21 protein-coding genes are annotated in these 20,577 nt (G+C 68.5%); 7 read left to right on the top strand and 14 right to left on the bottom strand.

From position 1 onward, the window contains the following. Nucleotides 1-2: 2 nt before the first annotated feature. The 5 genes from LC039_RS19205 to uxuA all read right to left on the bottom strand — a co-directional run bounded on the left by LC039_RS19205 (nucleotide 3) and on the right by uxuA (nucleotide 5,852). Nucleotides 3-968, bottom strand: coding sequence for a TRAP transporter substrate-binding protein (locus tag LC039_RS19205; protein WP_226627445.1), 966 nt, complete (start codon nucleotides 966-968; stop codon nucleotides 3-5). Nucleotides 969-1,081: 113 nt separating this feature from the next. Continuing rightward, nucleotides 1,082-2,275 (bottom strand): LysR family transcriptional regulator, encoded by a 1,194-nt coding sequence (locus LC039_RS19200; RefSeq protein WP_226627444.1) that lies wholly within the window; start codon nucleotides 2,273-2,275, stop codon nucleotides 1,082-1,084. Nucleotides 2,276-2,442: 167 nt separating this feature from the next. After that, nucleotides 2,443-3,060: a GNAT family N-acetyltransferase gene (locus LC039_RS19195; protein ID WP_226627442.1), complete on the bottom strand. Its 618-nt coding sequence runs from the start codon at nucleotides 3,058-3,060 to the stop codon at nucleotides 2,443-2,445. A gap of 123 nt (nucleotides 3,061-3,183) precedes the next feature. After that, nucleotides 3,184-4,638 (bottom strand): mannitol dehydrogenase family protein, encoded by a 1,455-nt coding sequence (locus tag LC039_RS19190; protein WP_226627440.1) that lies wholly within the window; start codon nucleotides 4,636-4,638, stop codon nucleotides 3,184-3,186. After that, nucleotides 4,635-5,852, bottom strand: a complete 1,218-nt coding sequence (gene uxuA / locus LC039_RS19185) for a mannonate dehydratase (protein WP_226627438.1) — start codon at nucleotides 5,850-5,852, stop codon at nucleotides 4,635-4,637. Before uxuA ends, LC039_RS19190 begins: the two co-directional genes overlap by 4 nt. 131 nt (nucleotides 5,853-5,983) lie before the next feature. Here uxuA and LC039_RS19180 point away from each other — a divergent pair, with 131 nt between their 5' ends. The 5 genes from LC039_RS19180 to LC039_RS19160 all read left to right on the top strand — a co-directional run bounded on the left by LC039_RS19180 (nucleotide 5,984) and on the right by LC039_RS19160 (nucleotide 10,658). Continuing rightward, nucleotides 5,984-6,682 carry a GntR family transcriptional regulator gene (locus LC039_RS19180; RefSeq protein WP_226627437.1) on the top strand — a complete coding sequence of 233 codons (699 nt, stop codon included), beginning with the start codon at nucleotides 5,984-5,986 and terminating at the stop codon, nucleotides 6,680-6,682. A gap of 47 nt (nucleotides 6,683-6,729) precedes the next feature. Beyond that, entirely contained in the window at nucleotides 6,730-7,707 is a 978-nt protein-coding gene (locus tag LC039_RS19175) for a TRAP transporter substrate-binding protein (protein WP_226627435.1), read from the top strand. 107 nt (nucleotides 7,708-7,814) lie between these two features. Next, entirely contained in the window at nucleotides 7,815-8,315 is a 501-nt protein-coding gene (locus LC039_RS19170; protein ID WP_226627433.1) for a TRAP transporter small permease, read from the top strand. A 1-nt stretch (nucleotide 8,316) separates the two neighbouring features. Beyond that, nucleotides 8,317-9,594 (top strand): TRAP transporter large permease, encoded by a 1,278-nt coding sequence (locus LC039_RS19165; protein WP_226627431.1) that lies wholly within the window; start codon nucleotides 8,317-8,319, stop codon nucleotides 9,592-9,594. Between the two features lie 11 nt (nucleotides 9,595-9,605). Further along, complete coding sequence (locus LC039_RS19160) at nucleotides 9,606-10,658, top strand: L-idonate 5-dehydrogenase (RefSeq protein WP_226627429.1); 1,053 nt, start codon at nucleotides 9,606-9,608, stop codon at nucleotides 10,656-10,658. A 72-nt stretch (nucleotides 10,659-10,730) separates the two neighbouring features. On the opposite strand, the gene LC039_RS19155 is transcribed toward LC039_RS19160, so the two are convergent. The 6 genes from LC039_RS19155 to pcaD all read right to left on the bottom strand — a co-directional run bounded on the left by LC039_RS19155 (nucleotide 10,731) and on the right by pcaD (nucleotide 15,677). Then, nucleotides 10,731-11,942: a M20/M25/M40 family metallo-hydrolase gene (locus LC039_RS19155; RefSeq protein ID WP_226627428.1), complete on the bottom strand. Its 1,212-nt coding sequence runs from the start codon at nucleotides 11,940-11,942 to the stop codon at nucleotides 10,731-10,733. Between the two features lie 76 nt (nucleotides 11,943-12,018). After that, entirely contained in the window at nucleotides 12,019-13,083 is a 1,065-nt protein-coding gene (locus LC039_RS19150; RefSeq protein ID WP_226627426.1) for a 3-carboxy-cis,cis-muconate cycloisomerase, read from the bottom strand. A gap of 85 nt (nucleotides 13,084-13,168) precedes the next feature. Beyond that, entirely contained in the window at nucleotides 13,169-13,768 is a 600-nt protein-coding gene (gene pcaG, locus LC039_RS19145; RefSeq protein ID WP_226627424.1) for a protocatechuate 3,4-dioxygenase subunit alpha, read from the bottom strand. A gap of 2 nt (nucleotides 13,769-13,770) precedes the next feature. Next, a complete protein-coding gene (gene pcaH, locus LC039_RS19140; RefSeq protein ID WP_226627422.1) occupies nucleotides 13,771-14,514 on the bottom strand; it encodes a protocatechuate 3,4-dioxygenase subunit beta in 744 nt (247 codons plus the stop codon). Continuing rightward, entirely contained in the window at nucleotides 14,511-14,894 is a 384-nt protein-coding gene (gene pcaC, locus LC039_RS19135; RefSeq protein WP_226627421.1) for a 4-carboxymuconolactone decarboxylase, read from the bottom strand. The genes pcaH and pcaC overlap by 4 nt, the downstream gene beginning before the upstream one ends. Further along, nucleotides 14,895-15,677, bottom strand: coding sequence for a 3-oxoadipate enol-lactonase (gene pcaD / locus LC039_RS19130; RefSeq protein WP_226627419.1), 783 nt, complete (start codon nucleotides 15,675-15,677; stop codon nucleotides 14,895-14,897). Nucleotides 15,678-15,780: 103 nt separating this feature from the next. Between pcaD and LC039_RS19125 the strand changes: the two genes are divergently transcribed. Beyond that, nucleotides 15,781-16,704, top strand: coding sequence for a LysR substrate-binding domain-containing protein (locus LC039_RS19125; RefSeq protein ID WP_226627417.1), 924 nt, complete (start codon nucleotides 15,781-15,783; stop codon nucleotides 16,702-16,704). Nucleotides 16,705-16,746: 42 nt separating this feature from the next. On the opposite strand, the gene LC039_RS19120 is transcribed toward LC039_RS19125, so the two are convergent. The 3 genes from LC039_RS19120 to LC039_RS19110 form a co-directional block, all read right to left on the bottom strand. Further along, complete coding sequence (locus LC039_RS19120) at nucleotides 16,747-18,105, bottom strand: amidase (protein ID WP_226627415.1); 1,359 nt, start codon at nucleotides 18,103-18,105, stop codon at nucleotides 16,747-16,749. 93 nt (nucleotides 18,106-18,198) lie between these two features. Next, the gene (locus tag LC039_RS19115; RefSeq protein ID WP_413463851.1) at nucleotides 18,199-19,104 is read right to left on the bottom strand and encodes an NAD(P)-dependent oxidoreductase; all 906 of its coding nucleotides are present in this window, start codon (nucleotides 19,102-19,104) and stop codon (nucleotides 18,199-18,201) included. A 210-nt stretch (nucleotides 19,105-19,314) separates the two neighbouring features. Further along, nucleotides 19,315-19,815 carry a MarR family winged helix-turn-helix transcriptional regulator gene (locus tag LC039_RS19110; protein WP_226627412.1) on the bottom strand — a complete coding sequence of 167 codons (501 nt, stop codon included), beginning with the start codon at nucleotides 19,813-19,815 and terminating at the stop codon, nucleotides 19,315-19,317. A 216-nt stretch (nucleotides 19,816-20,031) separates the two neighbouring features. On the opposite strand from LC039_RS19110, the gene ectA reads away from it, so the two are divergent. Beyond that, nucleotides 20,032-20,568, top strand: a complete 537-nt coding sequence (gene ectA / locus LC039_RS19105) for a diaminobutyrate acetyltransferase (protein ID WP_226627410.1) — start codon at nucleotides 20,032-20,034, stop codon at nucleotides 20,566-20,568. The last annotated feature ends 9 nt before the right edge of the window (nucleotides 20,569-20,577 follow it).

Genomic DNA, 20,577 nt, shown 5'->3' with positions numbered 1-20,577 from the left:
GCTCAGTGGGCCAGAGCGTCGACGATGGCCTGGGCGTTGCCCCCGGTCTCGGCGACGACCTTCTCGGTGACCGGTGCGGACAGCGCGTTGAAGGCGGCGGCTTCCTCTGCGGTCAGCTCGATGACCTCCCGGCCCTCGATCTCGGCAAAGGCCTCGACACCGCCGGCGGCAACCGCGAGCTGCACCTTGTTGGCGGTGACCGACGCCTCCTTGCCGGCGTCGAGCAGGGCTTGCTGCTGCGCGTCGTCGAGGCTGTTGAAGGCATCCCGGTTGGCGAGGATGAAGAACGGCGAGTTCGTCGTGTCCATGCCGATGGTCAGGTAGTTCGCCACTTCACCGAGGCGGAAGGCGCGGGTCGCGGTGGTGTCGATCATCGCACCGTCGATCACGCCGGTCTGCATGGCGTTGTAGATCTCGCTCACCGGCATCGACACCGGGGTCGCGCCCCAGGCTTCGACCAGCAGGCCGGTGTTGCGCGACGGCACGCGGATCTTCATGCCCTCGATGTCGGCCGGGCTGCGCACGGCCTTGTCGCGGGTGTAGAGCTGGTTCGGCGCCGAGGACCACAGGCTGACCAGGATGGCGCGGCGGTATTCGGGCTGGAACAGCTCGATGTTGTTCCAGATGTCGGCGGTGCCGGTTTCGGTGTCCAGCACGCCCGGCAGTTCCGCGACCAGCGTCAGCGGGAACGTCGAGGCGGTATAGCCCGGCAGCGAGACGGCCAGTTCGGCCACGCCGTCGAGCACGCGGCTGTATTGCTCCGCCGGGCCCGGGCCCAGTTCGCCGCCGTTGTAGATGGTCACCGACAGGTCGCCGCCGGAGTTTTCCGCCACCTTTTCGGCGAAGGGATCGAAGGCGCCCTCGACGTAGGGGTGGGTCGGCGCGAAGAAGCTGGCGAATTTGAAGTCTTCTGCAAAGGCAGCGGTCGAGGCGAGGCCGAGAGCCGCGGCGAGAATGACAGAACGCATGGTAATCCTCCCGAGATCACACCTGCCCGTTCGGCAGGCCATGTGCCGCACAGGTCTGCAACCATCGCCGGGAGGGTTCCAATAGATTCGGCGCATGACGCCATAAGTTCTTGCTATACGTCTGGCAATCCCTTGGCTGCGCCGCGCATGCAGTCGAGCATCAGCCGCTGCCCGCGCGTCGGCAGCCAACCCGATCTCAGAGTCATGCCGATCTCGCGGAGCGGCAGTTTTTTCGCAAGCGGAAGCTGAACCAGGTGCCTGCGGTCCAGCTCCGGCGCCGCCTGACGCCCCGAGGTGAACGCCAGGGCGTCGCTCAGATCGAGGTAATCGCGTATAAGCAGAATGAACCCCGCCTCGATCAGACTATCGGGAGGTAACAGACCTTCGCCGCGGAAAAGCCCCTCGAACTGGCGCCTTAGCTGGGTGCCCGGGCCAGGGACCACCCAAGGGAAACACCGCAGTTGAGAGGTCTGCAGCGGACCTTTCCCCGCGAGCGGGTGCCCCGGTCGGGCGACCACGGCGAACCGATCCTGAAACAGCGGCTCCTGCACCACGTCCGGCGCCGGGGTCTCGCTGCGCAGCGCCCCGAGCATGATGTCGACATCCCCCCGGCGCAGCGCCGCCAACAGCACCTCATGCGTTCCGTCGAGCACCGAGATCAGCGTCTTCGGCCGCGCCTGCCGGAACGCCGCCAGCGCCCGCGGCAACAGCACGGTGCGTGACAACGGCAGGGTGCCGATCACGATGCGGCCGGTCTCCGTGCCATCGAAATCGCCGAGTTCCATGTCGGCCTGGTCGAGCTCGCTCAGCGCCAGGCGCGCCCGCGGCACCAGCGCGCTGCAGGCCCGGCTCGGACTCAGCCCGTGGGCCGTGCGCTCGAAGAGCTGTGCGCCGACCTCCTGCTCGAGCTGGCTGACCGCGCGGTGCACCGTCGGTTGCGCCCGGCCAAGCGATCTGGCCGCCAATGTGAAGCTGCCCGTGTCATGCACGGCGATCAACCCCTGCAGCTGCCCGCTGGTCGCCAGCCCGGGCAGGCGCGGCGAGATCGCCCCCAGCGCCGCGTCGAGCTGCGCAAAGGCCCGCCGCAGCCGCGCCGCCAGCACCGTGCCGCGCTCGCTGAGCACGAAACCGCGGCTGGTCCGGCTGAACAGCGCGCCGCCCGCCTGCGCCTCGAGCTTACCGAGCATCTGGGTGACCGCCGGCTGCGACACCTTGAACCGCTCCGCCGCGCCGGTCACCGACGCCTCGTCCGCCACCGCGAGAAACACCCGCAAATGCCGGAGGTTGCGGGAAATCATGCTGCTCATCCCCTGACCTGCCTGCTCCGCAAAGGGTTATAGCGCCGGGACGGAGCCGGGGTCCATGGGCAGCCGTGCCGGAAAGACCGGGGGCGCTGCCCCCGGACCCCCTGGATATTGAGCCCTAGAAGAAAGACAGGCGACGGTCTGCACCGCCGCCGGTTGGCCCGCCGGGCCTAGGATCTGCCGTGATGATCCAGCGGCGAGCGCGGAATGCGGAACATCGCGCCCGGGGTCAACTCGTGATGCTGGAAGCCGTGCCGGTTGTAGAAGGCCTCGAGCGCGGGCTTGTCGAGCCCCTCCGCGCCGAAGGGTTCATGGTGCAGCTCTATGCCCAGCTCGGCCTCATCCGCCGCTTCCACCAATTGACGCAGGATGCGATGCGCCACGCCCTTGCCGCGAAAGGGCGGCGCCACCCAGATACCACTGAGGATGAACCGCTTGTTCCAGAGCGAATGCTCGATATAGGCGACGTTTTCCTCGGCGTTGCGGTAATAGGTCCGCTCACCGGTCTCGCCGGTCGAGGCCATCAGCCCCGGAACCCGCGCCAGCCGTTCCATGATATAGGCATATTTGACCTCGGCGCGCTGGCCCGCACGTTCAAGCCCCGCTTCCAGTTCCCGTGTCAGCTCCGGATGGCGAATCTCGCAATAGTCGCGCATTCCGTGTTGCAGGGCGACCGCCACAAATGCGCGTAACTCATTCTCAAGACGGGTGATTTCGGCCCGCTCCTCGGAGAGTCTCCGAGGGGTGCTGAACGGCCGGGACCCGCGTGCAAAGTCGGTATATGGCATGGTGTCCTCCCACGCCGATATTACATCGACATTTGCGACAGGACAGCAAATCCCGGCCCCCTGTTGGCGCAAACAGTTGCCTGCGCGGCCGCCCGCCTGTTGCGCGGGCGGCAAATGCGGCGCTCAGGCGGCGGCTTCCCGGACGATCACGTCCCGCATCGGCTCGAAAAGCATCTCCGCCAGCAGCCCCGCGACCTCGTCCCAATAGGCGTCGTCGGCGGACAGGGCGGCGGGCACGAAGGCGGCCTGGCGCAGCGCCGCGACGATCTCGTCGGCCTCCTTGCCCTCGGCCATGGCATGCAGCTCGGCGGCGCGGGGGTCCCGCAGCGCGTAGGCATCGCAGTCATGGGTGGCGCCGCTCAGGTGCCGCAGCCAGGCTGCCGTGGCAAAGGTGAAGGCGCGGCAGTCGATCCCCTTGGCCCGCGCATCCGCCACCGCCGAGAAGATGCGCTGCGGCATCTTTTCCGAGCCGTCCATGGCGATCTGGAAGGTCTCATGCGCGATTTCGGGGTTTTCGAACCGCCTGGCCAGCGCTTCGGCATAGGCGGCGGTGTCGATCCCGGGGATCTCCGGCAGAGTCGCGGCGGCGGCGGCGAGGTGGCGGCGCACCAGCTTTGCCAGCGGCCCCGCGGCCATCACGTCCCGCACGAAGGGGCAGCCCGCGTGGAAGCCCGCGTAGGCCAGCATCGAATGGCTGCCGTTGAGCATCCGCAGCTTCATCATCTCGAAGGCGGTCACAGCATCGGTGAAGATCGCCCCGGCCTTTTCCCAGGCCGGGCGACCCTGCGGGAAATTGTCCTCGATCACCCACTGGAAGAAGCTCTCGGTCTCGATCGCGCCGAGGTCTTCGCAGCCGATGAGCGCCGCGGCTTCGGCCAGCGTCGCGGGCGTAGCGGCGGGGGTGATGCGGTCGACCATGGTCGAGGGAAAGGCGACCTCGGCGGCGATCCATTGCGACAGCGCGGGGTCGATACGGCGGGCGAAATCCACCACCGCACCGCGCAGAAGCACGCCGTTTTCCGGCAGGTTGTCGCAGCAGAGCACGGTGAAGGGCGCCAGCCCCGCGGCCCGGCGGCGGCGCAGCGCCTCGGTCAGCAGACCGAGCACGCCCTGCGGTGCCGCGGGGCTGGCGAGGTCGGCGGCGACGGCGGGATGCGCCGGGTCGCAGCCATGGGCGGCGCGGTCGAGGCCATAGGCCTTTTCGGTCACCGTCAGCGAGACGATCTTCGTGCCTTCGGCCGCCATGGCCGCCAGCGCCGGCTCGGGGTCGCCCGCCGAGCAGATGGCATCGGCAATGGCGCCGATGACCCGCGCCGAGGTGCCCTCGGCGCCTTTCTCGATCAGCGTGTAGAGCCCGTGCTGCGGGTGCAGCTCGTCCGACGCCTTGGGCGAGCGCAGCGACACGCCGAGGATGCGCCAGTCGCCGCCCTCCGCCGCCAGCGCCAGATCGGTCAGCGCCGCCTGGTGCGCCTTGTGGAAGGCGCCGAGGCCGAGATGGACGATGCCCACCCCATGCGCCTGCGGATCATACGCGGGACGCAGCGCCTCGGGCACCTGCGAGAGAGATGTCAGCCTCATGCCGCCCCCGTCACCAGCTCGTGCTCGAAGGCCCGGTAGAGGCCGCGCAGCTCGGCGAGCCCCTTGAGACGCCCGATCGCCGGGTAGCCCGGCTGCGCCTCGCGGCCGATGTCGTCGAGGATGTCCTGCCCGTGGTCGGGACGGAAGGGGATCGACCAGTCGGCCCGGCCCTCGCCCTTGCGGCGGCGTTCCTCGGCGACCACGGCGGCGACCATGGCGACCATGTCGGTGTGCCCCGAAAGGTGCTCGTCCTCGTAGAGCGAGTTCATCACCTCGGTGCCCTCGATGCTGACGTTGCGCAGGTGCAGGAAGTGCACCCGGTCGGCCAGCGCCTTGAAGATCTCAACCGGGTTGTTGTCCGGCCGCGCGCCGAGCGAGCCGGTGCAGAGCGTCACGCCGTTGGCGCGCAGGTCCACCGCGTCGAGGATCTTGCGATACTGCGCCTCGGTCGACATGATGCGCGGCAGGCCGAGCAGCGGGAAGGGCGGATCGTCCGGGTGGCAGCACAGGCGCATGCCCAGGTCCTCGGCCAGCGGCGTCACTTCCGACAGGAAGTCGATCATGTGCTGCTGCAGCTGCGCTTCCGAGATGTTGTCGTATTCCGCGAGGTGCAGCTTCACGTCCGCGAGGCTGAACTTCTCCGCTGCGCCGGGCAGGCCGAAGACCACGTTGCCGGCAAGCTGCTCCTTGCGCGCGTCGTCCATCTTGGCAAAGCGCTCGGCGGCCTCGGCGACCACGTCCTCGGGGAAGCTCTCGGCGGCGCCGGCGCGTTCGAGGATGTGGATGTCGAAGGCGGCGAAATCGATCAGGTCGAAGCGCATGCAGCGCGCGCCGCTCGGGCGTTCCCAGGCGAGGTCGGTGCGGGTCCAGTCAAGCACCGGCATGAAGTTGTAGCAGATAGTCTCGAGCCCGGCCTCGGAGAGGTGACGCATTGAGGTTTTCCAGGTCTCGATATGCGCCTTCCAGTCGCCCTTTTGCTTCTTGATGTCCTCGGAGACCGGCAGCGATTCCACCACGTCCCAGACCAGCGACGAGGCGCGGCCGTCCTTGCGGGTGGCGATTTCCTGCTGCCGCTGCGCGATTTCCTCGGGGGTCCAGACCGCGCCTGTGGGCACGTGGTGCAGCGCCGAAACAACGCTTTCTACGCCTGCCTGCATCATGTCGTCGATGCTCACGCGGTCTTTCGGACCGAACCAACGCCAGGTCTGACGCATCGGTATCCCTCCCTCATGTCTGCTGCGCGGGACGGAATCCCGCTCCTCGGTGGTCACGGGATGCATAGCAGCCGATTCAAATGTTGACTAGTATGGAAGTATGGAGCAGGTTGCCGCCACGGAGGAGAGCCATGGGAATCGAGACAATCCAGATCGAGCAGGTCGACCAGTCGGCGCCCGTCGGGCCGCAGCTGATCCGCGCCCTGCGTCAGGCGATCGTGCAGAACCAGCTCGAACCCGGCACAAGGCTCTCCGAGGCAGAGATCGGCGCGCGCTTCGGCGTCTCGCGCCAGCCCGTGCGCGAAGCCTTCATCAAGCTGGCCGAAGAGGGCCTGCTGGAAATCCGCCCCCAGCGCGGCTCCTTCGTGCGCAAGATTTCCGTCGGCGCGGTGCTCGATGCGCGTTTCGTCCGCGAGGCGGTCGAGGCCGATATCGCCAAGGCCTGCGCCACCGCCCGTCCCGAGGGCCTCGTCGAGGAGCTGCGCGCGCAGATCGCGACGCAGGCGCGGCTCGTCGACCACCACCCTGCTGCCTTCGTGCCGCTCGACGACGAGTTTCACCACACGCTGGCGCGGGGCGCCGGGCGCCCCAACGCCTGGGCGGTGATCGTCGGCATGAAGAGCCAGATGGACCGGGTGCGCCAGATGACCTCGGCGCATTTCCCGCTCGAACACCTCATCGCCCAGCATACCGCGGTGGTCGACGCCATCGACGCGGGCGATCCCGAAGCCGCAGAGTCCGCCATGCGCGGCCACCTGCAGATGATCCTGTCGGACCTGCCCGCCATCCGCGAGGCCTTCCCCGACTACTTCGATCCCGATGCCGCGTGAGTGAGTGCGCTGCATCGTCCCCAAGCGACCTTGAAAGGGAGGACACCATGACCGTCGCCAAAACCCTGAAGACCCTGATGCTCTCGGGCATTGCCACCGTCGCCCTCAGCGCCTCGGCCATGGCGGCCGACATGACGCTGAAGCTCGGCCACCCGGCCAACGAGGACAACATCTGGCACAAGGCCTCGGTGAAGTTCGCCGAAGAGCTGGCCACGCTCACCGACGGCCGCATCGAGGTCGAGGTCTACCCGAACGAAACGCTCGGCAAGGAGATGGATGTCATCAACGGCATGCAGCTCGGCACCGCCGACATGACCATCACCGGCGAGTCGCTGCAGAACTGGGCGCCGATGGCGGCGCTGCTGGCCGTGCCCTACGCCTATACCTCGCTCGAGGACATGGACGCCGCCGCCGGTGGCGAGCTCGGCGAGCGCATCGAGGCGCAGATCATCGAGAAGGTGGGCATCCGCCCGATCGCCTACTTCGCCCGCGGCCCGCGCGAGCTGACCTCGAACCGCCCGATCACCTCGCCGGACGAGCTGAACGGCCTGAAGATGCGCGTGCCGAACGTGCCGCTGTTCCTCAACGTCTGGAAGGCGCTCGGCGCGAACCCGACCCCGATGGCCTTCTCCGAGGTCTTCACCTCGCTGCAGAACGGCACCATCGAGGCGCAGGAGAATCCGCTGGCGCTGATCAAGTCGGCGAACTTCAACGAAGTGCAGCAGTACATCAACAAGACCGACCACGTGCGCTCCTGGATCTACCTGACGATCTCGGAGATGGCGTGGAACCAGATGTCCGAAGAGGATCAGGCCAACGTCATGGAAGCCGCCAAGCGCGCCCAGGACTACGAGCGTGAGCTCTTCCTCGCCGACGAAGAGCAGCTGGTGACCCAGCTCGAGGACCTCGGCGTGGAATTCGTCGACGTCGACAACGAGGCCTTCGCCGCCGCCGCCAAGGACGCGGTGCTGAGCTCGGTCTCCGAAGACATCCGGCCCGACGTCGAAGCCCTCTTCGACAACTGAGCCGGAAACGCGGGCCCCTCCCTCCCCTTCTCCCGGGCCCGCTCTCCCGGGCCGGACCCTGCCACTCGGGTCCGGCCCTTCCCGCAATTTCACCGAAGAGCCGTTCCATGCAAAAGGTCGTCACGGTCCTGACCGCCATCGCCCGTATCGCGACGGGGCTCAGCTTTGCCGTCATCATCGCCGCCGTCATCATCCAGCTGCTCGGCCGATCCGGGGTGATCGACTCGGTTGTCTGGACCGAAGAGCTGACCCGCTTTGCCCTGCTGTTCCTTGCCGCCTTCGGCGTCGGGCTGGCCTATCGCTCCGGCGACCTGGTGAACGTCGACATCGTCTGCGAGGCCCTGCCCGGACGCCTGCCCTGGATTCTCCGCCTCGTCTCTGCCCTGATCACGCTCGGCTTCGGCCTGATGCTGATCAAGGCGACCTGGCTCTACGTGTCGATCGGCGTGCGCCAGACCGCGCCCTCGCTCGGCATCCGCATGGACTTCATCCACGCGTCGGTGCTGGTGGCGCTTGTCTCGCTCAGCATTTTCGCCGCCCTGCGGGTCTTCGCCATGCTGACCCGCCGCGAGACCGGCCTTCCCGACAAACCCGAAGAGGAGCTCTGAGATGGAGCTGACCATTCTCCTCGGCTGCTTCCTCGGCGGCCTGATCATCGGCCTGCCGGTGGCGATCACCCTCGGCGTCTCGTCGATGGCCTACATCCTCTTCAAGGGCATGCCGCTCGTGGTCATCCCGCAGAAGATGTACGCGGGCATGGACAGCTTCGTGCTGCTCTGCATCCCGGGCTTCATTCTCGCCGGCAACCTGATGAACGCCGGCGGCATCACCGGGCGCATCGTGCGGCTGGCGCAGGCGCTGGTCGGCTGGATGCGCGGCGGCCTCGGCCTCACCAACGTCGCCGCCTCGATGCTGTTCGGCGGCATCTCGGGCACCGCCGCGGCGGACGCCGCCTCGATCGGCGGCATGATGATCCCCGGCATGAAGAAGGCGGGCTACCCGGCCGATTTCTCCGCCGCGATCACCGCCGCCTCCTCGACCGTCGGGCCGATCATCCCGCCTTCGGTGCCGATGATCATCGTCGGCACGCTCTCGGGCATCTCGGTCGGCAAGATGTTCATCGCCGGCGCCCTGCCCGGCATCATGATGGGCGTGGCGATGATGATCACCGCCTGGATCCTCGCCAAGAAGCACAACTACCCGCGCCAGGAATGGCAGGGCGCGGGCGAGCTCTGGAAGGCCTTCCTCGGCGCCTTCTGGGCGGTCGCGATGACCGGGCTCATCGTCGGCGGGCTGCTCACCGGCTTTGCCACCCCGACCGAGACCGCCATCGTCGCCTCGATCTACGCCTTCGTCGTCGGCGCCTTCGTCTACCGCGGCCTGAAGATCCGCGACGTGCCGAAGATCCTCATCGACAGCGCCGTCTCGGCGGCGGCGATCCTAGTGCTCGTGGGCCTCGCCAACGTCTTCGGCTGGATCCTCGTCTCCGAGCGCATTCCGCAGATGATCGCCGACTCCGTGCTCAGCGTGACCGACAACAAGTTCCTGGTGATCCTGCTGATCAACCTCGTGCTGCTCTTCGTCGGCATGTTCATGGAGACCATCGCCGCGCTGATCATCCTCTTCGGCCCGCTTCTGGCGCTGGCCACCGGCGTCGGCGTCGACCCGCTGCACTTCGCGGTCTTCGCGGTGCTCAACCTGATGATCGGCCTGACCACTCCGCCGGTCGGCGTGTGCCTGTTCATCTGCGCCGGCATCGGCCGGGTCACGCTCTGGGAAGTCACCCGCGCGATCATGCCCTTCATCCTCACCAACATCCTCGTGCTGCTGCTCGTGTCGTACGTGCCGTTCTTCAGCACCTGGCTGCCTTCCTTCCTGTCGAACTAGGACCAAGACCCATGACCAACCGCATCGCACGGCTGCACGGACAGAAAGACCTGCGCGTCGAGACCATCGAGGAGCCCGCCGCCGCGGCGGGCGAGGTGGTGGTCGCGATCGGCGCGGGCGGCATCTGCGGCTCCGACATCCACTACTATGCCGACGGCGGCATCGGCACGATCCGCGTGCGCGAGCCGATCATCATCGGCCACGAGGCGGCGGGCACCGTGGTTTCGGTCGGTGAGGGCGTGACCACCGTCGCCGCGGGCGACGTGGTGGCGGTGAACCCCTCGCACCCCTGCGGCGAGTGCAAGTTCTGCAAGGCGGGCGATCATCAGCACTGCATGAACATGCGCTTCAAGGGCTCGGCGATGTTCCTGCCGCACGAGCAGGGCTTCTTCCGCGATCGCGTCGCGATCGGGGCCGGCCAGTGCTACGAGATCGCGACAGGCGTCCCCATGGCCGAAGCCGCGCTGGCCGAGCCGCTCGCCGTCTGCTGCCGCGCGGTGACCCGCGCCGTGCAGGTGGCAGGTTCCCTCGAGGGCAAACGCGTCCTGGTCACCGGCGCGGGCCCGATCGGCGCGCTCTGCGTGGCGCTCGCCAAGCACTACGGCGCCTCCGAGATCGTCGTCACCGACCTGCAGGACGCGACCCTCGAGGTGGCCAAGCAGGTCGGCGCAACCCGCACGATCAACGTTGCCACCCATGGCGCCGAGCTGGCCGAATACGAGGCCGAGAAGGGCCAGTTCGACCTCTGCTTCGAATGTTCCGCGGCGGGACCGGCGATCCGCTCGGCCATCGCCTGCACCCGCCCGCTCGGCACCATCGTGCAGGTCGGCGTGATGGGCGACACGCCGGTGCCGTTCAACATGCTGGTCTCGAAGGAGATTAACCTCTGCGGCACGCACCGCTTCGATGCCGAGTTCGGCCAGTCGGTCGAGCTGATCAACTCGCGCGCAATGAACCTCGCGCCGATCGTCACCCATTCGCTGCCGGTCGAGGACGCTCAGAAGGCGGTCGAGCTGGCCATGGATCGGGGCAAGGCGGTGAAGGTGCAGCTGACCTTCGGCTGACCCCTCTCGCTCTTGCTCCAAGAGGACCGCGTCGCCCACCGGCGCGGTCCATTTTTGTGTGCTGCGAGGGTCTCAGCCCTCGACCATCCCCACCGTTCCGAGGATCGAGGCCAGCCCGGTGTAGAGCCCGCGCAGCGACAGCTCGGGCGCCACGTCGATCCATTCGTCGACGCTGTGCGCCCGCCCGCCGGTGCCGCCCGAACCGAGGCAGATCGCCGGCACGCCGAGACTCATGGGGATGTTGGCATCGGTGGAACTCTCGCCCGTCGAGGGCGCGAAGCCGAAGGCCGGAAGCGCGGCAAAGGCCGCCTGCACGATGGTGCTGTCGCTTGCCGTCTGCCCCGCCGGGCGGTTGCCGATGCGGGTGATCTCGGCGCGGATCGCCCCGTGGCTGGTGTCACCCCGCGCGTTCTCGCCCGCCACGGCCTCCTCGACCAAGCCATGCAGCGCCGCGTCCAGCTTGCCCAGCTCGCCTGCGTCCACCGAGCGCAGGTCGACCTCGAGCCAGACCTCCTCGGGGATGGCGTTGATCGAGCTGCCGCCGCCCATGACCGAGGCGCAGAAGGTGGTGCGCGGCTCCGCCGGAACCTCGATCCGCGCCATGCCCGCCATCAGCGATCCCAGCGCATAGGAGGGGTTCACCGTGCCGAAGGCGTTGAGCGAATGCCCGCCCGGCCCGCGAAAGGCCACACGGTAGCGCAGCGAGCCGACCGCGCCCGTGGTGATCTGCCCCAGCTCAAGTCCGTCGATGGTGAAGAAACCGGCGATCTTCTCGCGGTAAGCGCCCTCTTCAAACAGATAGCGGATACCGCGCAGGTCGCCCTTGCCCTCCTCGCCCACGTCACCGACGAAGAGAATGTCCTGCTCGGTCTCGATCCCCGCCGCGTCCAGCGCCCGGATGAAGGCCAGCAGCGCCGCCAGCCCCCGCGTGTCATCGCCGACGCCGGGGGCAAAGAGCTTGGTCCCCTCGCGGCGCACGGTCACGTCGGTGCCCTCGGGAAAAACCGTATCGAGATGCGCCGCGACGACCACCACCTGCCCGTTGCCGCGCCCGCGGCGCAGGCCAAGCACATTGCCGATGCCGTCGAGCTCGACCTCCTGCAGGCCCAGAGCGCGGAACTTCTCGACGTAGGCGGCGGCGCGGACCGCTTCCTTGAAGGGCGGCGCGGGAATCTCCGTCAGCTCGATGATCTCGCCCACGAAACGGTCGTGCCCCTGCGCAAGATCCTCCTGCGCGCGCTTGAAACGGTCCGAGGCGATGATCCGGGCGACGTCTTGGGTCATGGGAGGGTCCTGCAACTGGGTCGGGGGAGGGAAACTTCTCCCGACCCAGTTACAGGAGCACCGGCGGGCCCGCCACTCAGTCGGGCGTGCCGATGCGATCGATGTTGCCGACAAGCCCCTGCGCCGTCGCCAGCGCCCGCGCCGTGGCCTGCGCCATCTGCGGCAGGATCATCCACTCCAGCGCCCAGGCCGCGCCCGAGCGTTCCTGCTCGTGGATCAGCGCCTGGTGCATGCCCGAAAGCTGCACCGCGTTGAACCGCGCCAGCGTCACCAGCAGCTCGGCACCCACCGGGTTCTGCTTATGCGGCATGGCGGACGACCCGCCGCCGCCCGAGAGCTTGATCTCGTCCAACCCCTGCTGCGCCATCAGGCAGATGTCCTGCCCGATCTTGCCCAGCGTGCCGGTGATCAGCGACAGCAGCCCGGCGTACTCCGCCACGGCATCGCGCTTGGCGTGCCAGGCGCCATCGGTGCTGGCAAGGCCAAGCTCTGCCGCGACGTGATCCGTCACCGCCTGCGCCTTCTCCCCCAGCGCCTTGCGATCACCCGAGGCCCCGCCGACCTGCACCCTCTCGACCCGCGCCACGACCTCCGACAGCCGCTCGAGATGCGCCGCCAGCGGCTGGTGCCAGGGCCGCAGCCGATCCGAGACGGTGATCTGCGTTGCCGCCTGCATCCGCGTGCGGCCCATCAGCGGAGCCGCACCGCAGCGCGCATCGAGCGCGACCAGCGCCTCCTGCAGCTCCGACAGCCGCCGCGCCAGCAGCGCCGTGCTGTCCTTCAGCACCAGCACCATCGCGCTGTCCACCACGTCCTGCGAGGTGGCGCCCTTGTGCACCGCCGCCACCGCCTCCGGGCCAACCACCGCCTGAAGCTGCTTCACCAGCCGCGGCACCGGCACGCCGTCCTGCGCCATGCCCCCGCGGATGTCCTCGAAGTCGATCCGCGCCGCGGCGATCTTCGCGGCCGCATCCTCGGCCATTGCCGCATCCACCCGGCCACAGGCGCCGAGCGCCCGGCTCCAGGCCGCCTCGAAGGCGAGCATATGCGCCATCTGGCGGTCCGCGGACCAGATCTCTGCCATTTCCGGATCGCCGAACAGCCCTCCCAGCCAGGGGTGATCGAAAACGCTCGCGCTCATCTTGTGCTCTTCCTTCCCTTGGCATCTTGCATGCCGAAGGGGCGGCCTCGCGGCCGCCCCCGGTTCTTTCTGCAATATCCGCGCCTCAGATGTCGAGGAAGACCGTCTCGCCCTCGCCCTGCAGGCGGATGTCGAAGCGGTACTGGCCCTCGCCGGTCTTCTTGGCGATCAGCGTGTCAACGCGCGGGCGCTGCTCGATGCGCGCCAGCAGCGGGTCGGATGAATTGTCCTCGTCCTCGAAGTAGATGCGCGTCTGCAGCCCTATGTTGATGCCGCGGGCGACGACCCAGAGCGAGATATGCGGCGCGCTCTCGACGCCGCCGCGGCCCTTCACCTTGCCCGGCTTGACCGTGCGCAGGGTGAACTCACCGGTCTCGGCATCGGCGGCAAAGCGGCAATGGCCGGAGACCTTGGGATCCGCGCCCTCCTGACCGGGGAACACCCCCTTGGCGTCGGGCTGCCAGCTCTCGATCAGCGCGTCGCGCATCGCCCAGCCGGTGCCGTCGTAGACGGAGCCGGTGATCTCGATGATCTCGCCGTCGCAGCTATCTTCGATGGGGCTGACGCCGATCTCTTCGTCGTAGTAGCCGGGGTTGCCCGCGTAGGTGGGCATCAGGCCGATGTGGACGTAGGGGCCCGCGGTCTGCGAGGCGGTTTCCACGAGGGTGTCGAGTTTCTGCACCATGATCACATGCCCTCCAGCTTGTTCTCGAACATCGACTGACGGCGACCGCGCAACACGATGTCGAACTTGTAGGCGAGGTAGTCGAGCGGGCGCGAATGCGCCAGATCGAGCGGGGCGACCAGCGCGTCGAGCTGGGCGCGGTTCTTGATCGTCGCGGCGATCGGGCAGTGGTCGATCAGCGGATCGCCCTCGAAATACATCTGGGTGATCAGGCGCTGACCGAAGCTGTGGCCGTAGACCGAGACGTGGATGTGCATTGGACGCCAGTCGTTGCCGCGGTTCGGCCAGGGGTAGGCGCCCGGACGGACGGTGAGGAACTGGTAGTAGCCGTTCTCGTCGGTCAGCGTCCGGCCGCAGCCGCCGAAGTTCGGGTCGAGCGGCGCGAGATAGGTGTCTTTCTTGTGGCGGTAGCGACCGCCGGCGTTGGCCTGCCAGATCTCGATCAGCGTGTTTGGCACCGGGCGCGCGTTCTCGTCGAGCACGCGGCCGTGCATCAGGATGCGCTCGCCGACCGCCGGGGCCGCTCCCTTGGTCCAGTTCAGCACGAGGTTGTTGTCGAGCGCGCCGAGCTTGCCGTGGCCGAAGGTCGGGCCGGTCTCTTCCGAGGGCGAGCTTTCCATCGACAGCAGCGGCAGGTTCGGGGAACGGCTGACGCTGGTCTTGTAGCCGGGATCGTAGGCCACCGGGTGAACCTCGCGGTTGCGCGGGATCAGCGGGCCCTTATCTGTGGTGATGAAGTTGCTCATTCGGCTGCCGCCTCCATTTCGGCATAGGTCGCCTTGGCGAGTTTCAGCGCGTGGTTGGCGCGCGGAACCCCGGCGTAGATCGCCACGTGCTGGAACGCTTCCAGCACGTCCTGCTTGCTGGCCCCGGTGCGCGCCGTGGCGCGGATGTGCATCGGGATCTCCTCGAAGTTGCCGGTCGCCGCGAGCAGCGCCAGCGTCAGCATCGAGCGCTCGCGCTGGCTGATCGCGTCCGACGCCCAGACGGTGCCCCAGGCGCTGCGGGTGATCAGCGTCTGGAAGGGCTCGTCAAAGGGGGTCTTGGCCGCCTCGGCGCGGTCCACATGGGCATCGCCCAGCACCGACCGGCGCGTCTTCATGCCCTGTTCGTAAAGATCGTCCATTCAGGCGGTCCTCCTCAGAAAATCATTGATCAGGCGGGCGGTCTCGGCGGGCTGCTCGACGCAGGGGATGTGCCCCGCCCCGTCGATCAGCGCAAACTCCGCGCCGCAAAGCTCGGCAGTGCCGCGCACCAGACCGGGCGGAGTCGAGCCGTCCTCGGCCCCGGCCATGGCCAGCACCGGCAGGCTCAAGCTGCGGGTGCTCTCGGTGTAATCGGCACCCGCGATGGCGGCGCAGCAGCCGACGTAGCCCTCGATCGGGGTGCGCACGAGCATGTTCTTCCACGCCGCGAACTGCGGATCGCTCTCGCGGAAGCCCGGCGTGAACCAGCGCTCGAGAATGGCATCGGCGAGCGAGCCCACCCCGTTCGCGCGGATGCCGTCGATCCGGGTCTGCCACATCTCCGGCGTGCCGATCTGCGCCGCCGTGTCCATCAGCACCAGCGCGGTGATGAGGTCCGGGCGCTTGGCCGCCAGCCCCTGCCCGATGATGCCGCCGATCGACAGGCCGACGAAAGTGACATCCCTGAGCTCCAGCGCATCGCAGATCGCCTCGGCGTCATCGACCAGCGTCTCCATCGCGTAGGGCGCCTCGGGCGCATCCGACAGCCCGTGGCCGCGCTTGTCGAAACGTACCACGCGCAGCCCCTCGGGCAGCAGCGGGATTAGCGCGTCCCAGACCCGCAGGTCGGTGCCCAGCGAATTGGCCAGCATCAGCACGCGGCCGTCTTTCGGACCATCGTCGCGGATGTGCAGGCTGACGCCGGCTACGTTAAGTGTCTGCATGATGCCTCCTCGGGGCCGGTGCGGGCCTTGGCGCTCTTCTGCCATGGCAAACCGCCGGTGAAAAATATAAGTAGAGGCACCACCCATAACTCTGAGGTTATGAATGATCCACCCTCACCTGCGCATGCGGCACCTGCGCGTCTTTCTCGAGACCGCCCGGCTCGGCAGCCTCAGCGCCGCCGCCGAAACCCTGCACGTCAGCCAGCCCGCGGCCTCCAAGACCGTGCGGGAGCTGGAGGATATCCTCGATGCGCAGCTCTTCGACCGCAGCGGGCGGCGGCTGGCGCTGACCCAGGCGGGCAAGATCTTCCAGCAATACGCGGGAACGGCGCTGGCCGACCTCGAACGCGGCCAACGGCTGCTGCACGACCTGCCGCAGCGCCAGAGAAAACTCGCCGTGGGGGTGCTGCCGACCGCCGCCACCGGGCTTTTCCCCGACGCCGCCGCGCGATTCCGCGACGCCCACCCCGACTGCACGCTGCGCGTCTCGACCGGGCCGAACTGGCTGCTGCTGTCGCAACTCCGCGAGGGCGCGCTGGATATCGTCGTGGGGCGCATGCCCGCCACCGGCACCGGCGAGGGCCTCAGCTTCCGCCAGCTCTACTGGGAGCGCGTGGTGCCGGTGATCCGCCCCGGCCATCCGCTCGCCGGGCAGGACTGGGAACCTGCGGAGCTGCTGCGCTACCCGCTGATGCTGCCGCCGGCGGGGGCGGTGATCTCGGGCTCGGTGAGGTCGTTCCTGCAATCGCTCGGGCTGGGCGAGCCGGTCCCCGCCTACGAGAATGTCTCCCACGCCTTCGGGCGGCGGGTGGTGGCGCGCTCCGACACCATCTGGTTCATCTCGGCAGGCGTGGTCCGCGCCGAGCTCGACAGCGGCGAGCTGACCGTGTTGCCGGTGCAGAACGAGCTGCTCGGCGGGCCGGTCGGCATCTCCCTGCGCGACGGCATGCTGCCCGACACGGTGCTGCAGGGGCTGGTCGATGCGCTGGTGAATGTCGCCGCCGAGCATCCCGGCCAAGGCGCATGACCCTGTGCGCATGATCCGGAACACATGGAAAATGGCGCATGATCAGCCGAACGCCATCTCCGGCCAGCGGAAGGGGGGAATGACCGGCTCGGCGATATCCATGAGCCAGCGCTCCGATCCCGGCGCTCCGATCAACTGCATGCCGATCGGCAGCCCCTCCGAGACGGCGGGAAAGGCCAGCGCCGGGAGCCCCGCCGCATTGACCCAGCCGGTGTAGACCGCGTGCCCGCGCGGGCCGACCTCCTGCCCGTCGATCATCTTCGGGTGGCTCTCGGTCGCGGGCCAGGGGTGCGCCGCCGACGCCGGCATGAGGATGGCATCGAACCCCCAGAGGTCGCGCGACGCCTCGCGCAGGGCAAAGACCGCCTCCTGCAGCGCATATAGCTCGATCGCCGCAACCTCCGCGCCGCGCTCCGCCATGGCCCGATACTTCGGAGCCGCCGCCTCGGCGACCGCCGGATCGCGGGCGAAATAGGCGGCGAGCCCGATCTCCGCCACCTGCCCCCAGCGCGCATTGAGCGGGCCCAGATCGTGGGGCAGCGCACCGTGGATCACCTCGTGCCCACTCCCGCGCAGCGCCTCTACCGTGGCGTCGAAGGCGGCAAGGATACCCGGATCGCAGGGCGCCTCTCCCAGTCGGGCCACCGCGAGAATGCGCGACGCCCCGACAGGGCGCGCGTCCGTCTCCCGCCCCGACAGCACCGCATCCAGCAGCCGCAGGTCGCGCAGCGAGCGGGCCACCGGCCCCGCCACCTCGAAATCCAGCAAGAGCTGCGCCAGCCCGCCGCCGCGCGGCACATGACCGATCCCCGGCTTCAGCCCGACCAGCCCGGTGTAGCCCGCGGGCCTGCGGATCGATCCGCCGCCGTCGGTGCCCAGCCCCGCGCAGCCCATGCCCGAGGCCACCGCCGCCACCAGCCCGCCCGAGGAGCCGCCGGGCGTCAGCGCCGGATCGAAGGGATTGCGGCTGGTGCCGAAGGTCAGGTTGTCGGTGTAGCCCTCGACGGCAAACTCCGGCGTATTGCCCTTGCCCACCACCAGCGCCCCCGCCCTGCGCAGCGTGGCCACCGGGCGCTCGTCGGCCCCCGCCACCCGCTGCGCCAGCTCGGCATTGCCCCAGGCGGCGGGCAGGCCGGCGCTGACAAGGTTGTCCTTGATCACCAGCGGCAGCCCGTCGAGCGGCCCGACCGGCGCCCCCTCCTGCCAGCGCAGACTCGCTGCCTCGGCCTCGGCGCGCAGGCTGCCCGAGAGGGCGGAGAAGGCATTGAGCTCCGGCTGCAGCCGCGCCACCTGCGCCAGCACCGCCTCGGCGGCCTGCAAGGGGGTGGCCGCACCGCTGCGGAAGCGCTCCAGCAGGGCGCAGCAGTCGAGGCTCAGGAGGTCATGGCATGACAGGGACATCGGGGCAACCGGCAGCAAGGGACACAGCCGCCCTACCCTGCCCTCCGCGCCGCGCCAGTCAAGCCGCGGCGCGCGCGCGCGCTCACACCGTGCTCATACCGTGGCGGCCAGCGCCTTCATCTCGGGCACCGGCGAGACCAGCGGCTGCCCGGCCTCGAAGGCGGCGATATTGTCGCACATGAGATCGGTCGCCATCTGCTGAACCTCGGGCGCATTGCCCGCCATATGCGGCGTCAGCACCACGTTCTCGAGCGCGCTGAGCGCCGCGGGCACCTCCGGCTCGGTCTCAAAGACATCCAGCCCCGCGCCCTTGATCGCGCCCGACTGCAGCGCCGCGATCAGCGCCTCGGTGTCGACCACCGAGCCGCGTCCGACGTTGAACAGATAGCCCTGCGGCCCCAGCGCCGCGAGCACCTCGGCGTTCACCGCGTGCTGCGTCGCCGCGCCGCCCGGCACGCAGGCCACGAGGTAGTCGACCTGCCCGGCCAGCTCCAGCAGCGAAGGGACGTAGGCATAGGGCAGATCGGGCTTCGGCGTGCGGCTGTGGTAGCTCACCTCGATGTCGAAGGCCGCCGCCCGCCGCGCCAGTGCCGCGCCGATGCCGCCCATGCCGAAGATGCCCATCTTCTTGCGCGAGACCAGCGGGCGCGGCGTCTCGGTGTAGTTCCAGGCGCCCGAACGGGTCAGCCGGTCCTGGTGGGGAATCGCCCGCACCGCCGAGAGCAGCAGCGCCATGGCGTGATCGGCCACCGCCCCGGCGTTCACCCCGGCGCCATGGGTGACCTTGATGCCGCGGTCGATCGCCGCCTGCACGTCGATCCCCTCGTAGCCGGTGCCGACGCAGCAGATCAGCCCGAGGTTCGGCAGCTCGTCCATCTCGGCGCCCTTGGCACCCTTGAACCCGGCGGTGATCAGCACGCGGATCGCGGCGCGCGCCTCGGCGCTCAGATGCGCGTAGCCCTCGGTGCAGTCGTGCAGCGTGAACCGCTCGCCGAGCATGCGGTGGTAGGCCTGGGTCTTGATGTTGATGGCGATCTGCTGCGGCATGAGGCGGCTCCGGTGCGAGGCACGCGCCCGCCCTGCGCCGGGTCGCGTCGTTGAACGCCGGTCCGGCCGCGCGGGCGGCCCCTCCCCAAGGTCGGCGCAGGTCGCCCCATCTGCCCCAAGGTCAGGACCGGATACAAGCGCGAAAGCGCGGGCTTTGCCGGCTCACTGCCCTTCCTGGCGGATGTCGCGGATCGTCAGCACCGGCGAGGCGTCCATCTCGTGCGCATCGAGCATCGAGGCGACCCGTTCGAGCGAGGCGACGAGCTGCGCCTGCTCCCAGTCGAGCAGCCCCTCGAAGCTCTTGACGAACTTCTGCTGCAGCGCGTCGGGCGACTGGCGCACCGCGTCGCGCCCCTTGACCGAGATCGCCACGTCCATCTGCCGCCGGTCCTTTTCCGAGCGCCGCCGCGAGACCATGTCGCGCGCCACCAGCTTGTCGACCAGCGCGGTCACCGTGGCCTGGCTCACCCCCATCTGGGTTGCCAGCGCCTTGGGCGTCGCCGCGCCGTGATCCTTCTTGTCGAGGATCTGCAGCACCCGCAGCTGCGCGGGGCTCAGCCCGGCGGCCTGCGCGAGCTTGCGCTCGTACAGCTCGGTCGCGCGCAGGATGCGGCGCAGGGCGATCAGGCTCTGATCGGTTCGATCGGGTACAGGGTCGGACATGCCAAGGTTTTGGCAGGATTCTGCCGAAGCTTCAATCTACGAAGCAGTTGACCGGGTATTTCAGAAGACTAAGGGGATTTGCTTCATAAAATCTTAGCAAAACCGCTCCAAAATAGCCTCATATGCCGCTATGAGCGTAAAAATTGCTTCGGTGGTTGAAACTTTAGCCCCGGTCGATTAGTTAGATTGACGAACGAAACGGAGGAAGCCAGATCGATGCCGAAAGACATGACACAGCCTGAGACGCGCACCCCGGTGCTGCGTAAGCCCGAAGCAACGGACGGGGCTGCGATCTGGGATCTCGTGCGCGACTGCAAACCGCTGGACGAGAACTCCATGTACTGCAACCTCGTGCAGGCCGAGCATTTCCGCGACACCTGCGTGCTGGCCGAACTGGACGGCGACGTGGTGGGCTGGATCTCGGGGCACATGATCCCGAACCAGGACGCCTTCTTCGTCTGGCAAGTCGCCGTGAGCCCCAAGGCCCGCGGCCTCGGCCTCGGCCGCAAGATGCTGACGCATCTGATCGAGCGCGAGGAATGTGCAGACGCCACTGAACTCAAGACGACGATCACCCGCGACAACGATGCGTCGTGGGGCCTGTTCCGCAGCTTTGCCCGCTCCATCGGCGGCGAGCTCTCGGACGAGCCGCACTACACGCGCGACGAACACTTCGACGGCATGCACGCGACCGAGCACATGGTCACGATCGAGCTGCCCGAAGAGGAAGAGGCGCTGCGCGCCGCGGCCTGATCGCTCCCC

The organism is Alloyangia pacifica, from assembly GCF_020524285.1.
Classification (GTDB): Bacteria; Pseudomonadota; Alphaproteobacteria; order Rhodobacterales; family Rhodobacteraceae; genus Salipiger; species Salipiger pacificus_B.
The sequence above is the reverse complement of the archived record's forward strand: the minus strand, read 5'-3'. Positions and strand labels throughout refer to the sequence as shown.

What these genes read in the sequence shown, in the direction of transcription:
- LC039_RS19120 (WP_226627415.1), bottom strand. Translation starts at nt 18,105, where the DNA reads ATGTCCCTGTCATGCCATGACCTCCTGAGCCTCGACTGCTGCGCCCTG.
- LC039_RS19155 (WP_226627428.1), bottom strand. Translation starts at nt 11,942, where the DNA reads ATGACCCAAGACGTCGCCCGGATCATCGCCTCGGACCGTTTCAAGCGC.
- LC039_RS19170 (WP_226627433.1), top strand. Translation starts at nt 7,815, where the DNA reads ATGCAAAAGGTCGTCACGGTCCTGACCGCCATCGCCCGTATCGCGACG.
- LC039_RS19180 (WP_226627437.1), top strand. Translation starts at nt 5,984, where the DNA reads ATGGGAATCGAGACAATCCAGATCGAGCAGGTCGACCAGTCGGCGCCC.
- LC039_RS19115 (WP_413463851.1), bottom strand. Translation starts at nt 19,104, where the DNA reads ATGCTCGGCGAGCGGTTCACGCTGCACGACTGCACCGAGGGCTACGCG.
- LC039_RS19125 (WP_226627417.1), top strand. Translation starts at nt 15,781, where the DNA reads ATGATCCACCCTCACCTGCGCATGCGGCACCTGCGCGTCTTTCTCGAG.
- LC039_RS19165 (WP_226627431.1), top strand. Translation starts at nt 8,317, where the DNA reads ATGGAGCTGACCATTCTCCTCGGCTGCTTCCTCGGCGGCCTGATCATC.
- pcaD (WP_226627419.1), bottom strand. Translation starts at nt 15,677, where the DNA reads ATGCAGACACTTAACGTAGCCGGCGTCAGCCTGCACATCCGCGACGAT.
- LC039_RS19200 (WP_226627444.1), bottom strand. Translation starts at nt 2,275, where the DNA reads ATGAGCAGCATGATTTCCCGCAACCTCCGGCATTTGCGGGTGTTTCTC.
- pcaC (WP_226627421.1), bottom strand. Translation starts at nt 14,894, where the DNA reads ATGGACGATCTTTACGAACAGGGCATGAAGACGCGCCGGTCGGTGCTG.
- LC039_RS19190 (WP_226627440.1), bottom strand. Translation starts at nt 4,638, where the DNA reads ATGAGGCTGACATCTCTCTCGCAGGTGCCCGAGGCGCTGCGTCCCGCG.
- LC039_RS19160 (WP_226627429.1), top strand. Translation starts at nt 9,606, where the DNA reads ATGACCAACCGCATCGCACGGCTGCACGGACAGAAAGACCTGCGCGTC.
- pcaG (WP_226627424.1), bottom strand. Translation starts at nt 13,768, where the DNA reads ATGGTGCAGAAACTCGACACCCTCGTGGAAACCGCCTCGCAGACCGCG.
- ectA (WP_226627410.1), top strand. Translation starts at nt 20,032, where the DNA reads ATGCCGAAAGACATGACACAGCCTGAGACGCGCACCCCGGTGCTGCGT.
- LC039_RS19205 (WP_226627445.1), bottom strand. Translation starts at nt 968, where the DNA reads ATGCGTTCTGTCATTCTCGCCGCGGCTCTCGGCCTCGCCTCGACCGCT.
- LC039_RS19110 (WP_226627412.1), bottom strand. Translation starts at nt 19,815, where the DNA reads ATGTCCGACCCTGTACCCGATCGAACCGATCAGAGCCTGATCGCCCTG.
- LC039_RS19195 (WP_226627442.1), bottom strand. Translation starts at nt 3,060, where the DNA reads ATGCCATATACCGACTTTGCACGCGGGTCCCGGCCGTTCAGCACCCCT.
- pcaH (WP_226627422.1), bottom strand. Translation starts at nt 14,514, where the DNA reads ATGAGCAACTTCATCACCACAGATAAGGGCCCGCTGATCCCGCGCAAC.
- uxuA (WP_226627438.1), bottom strand. Translation starts at nt 5,852, where the DNA reads ATGCGTCAGACCTGGCGTTGGTTCGGTCCGAAAGACCGCGTGAGCATC.
- LC039_RS19150 (WP_226627426.1), bottom strand. Translation starts at nt 13,083, where the DNA reads ATGAGCGCGAGCGTTTTCGATCACCCCTGGCTGGGAGGGCTGTTCGGC.
- LC039_RS19175 (WP_226627435.1), top strand. Translation starts at nt 6,730, where the DNA reads ATGACCGTCGCCAAAACCCTGAAGACCCTGATGCTCTCGGGCATTGCC.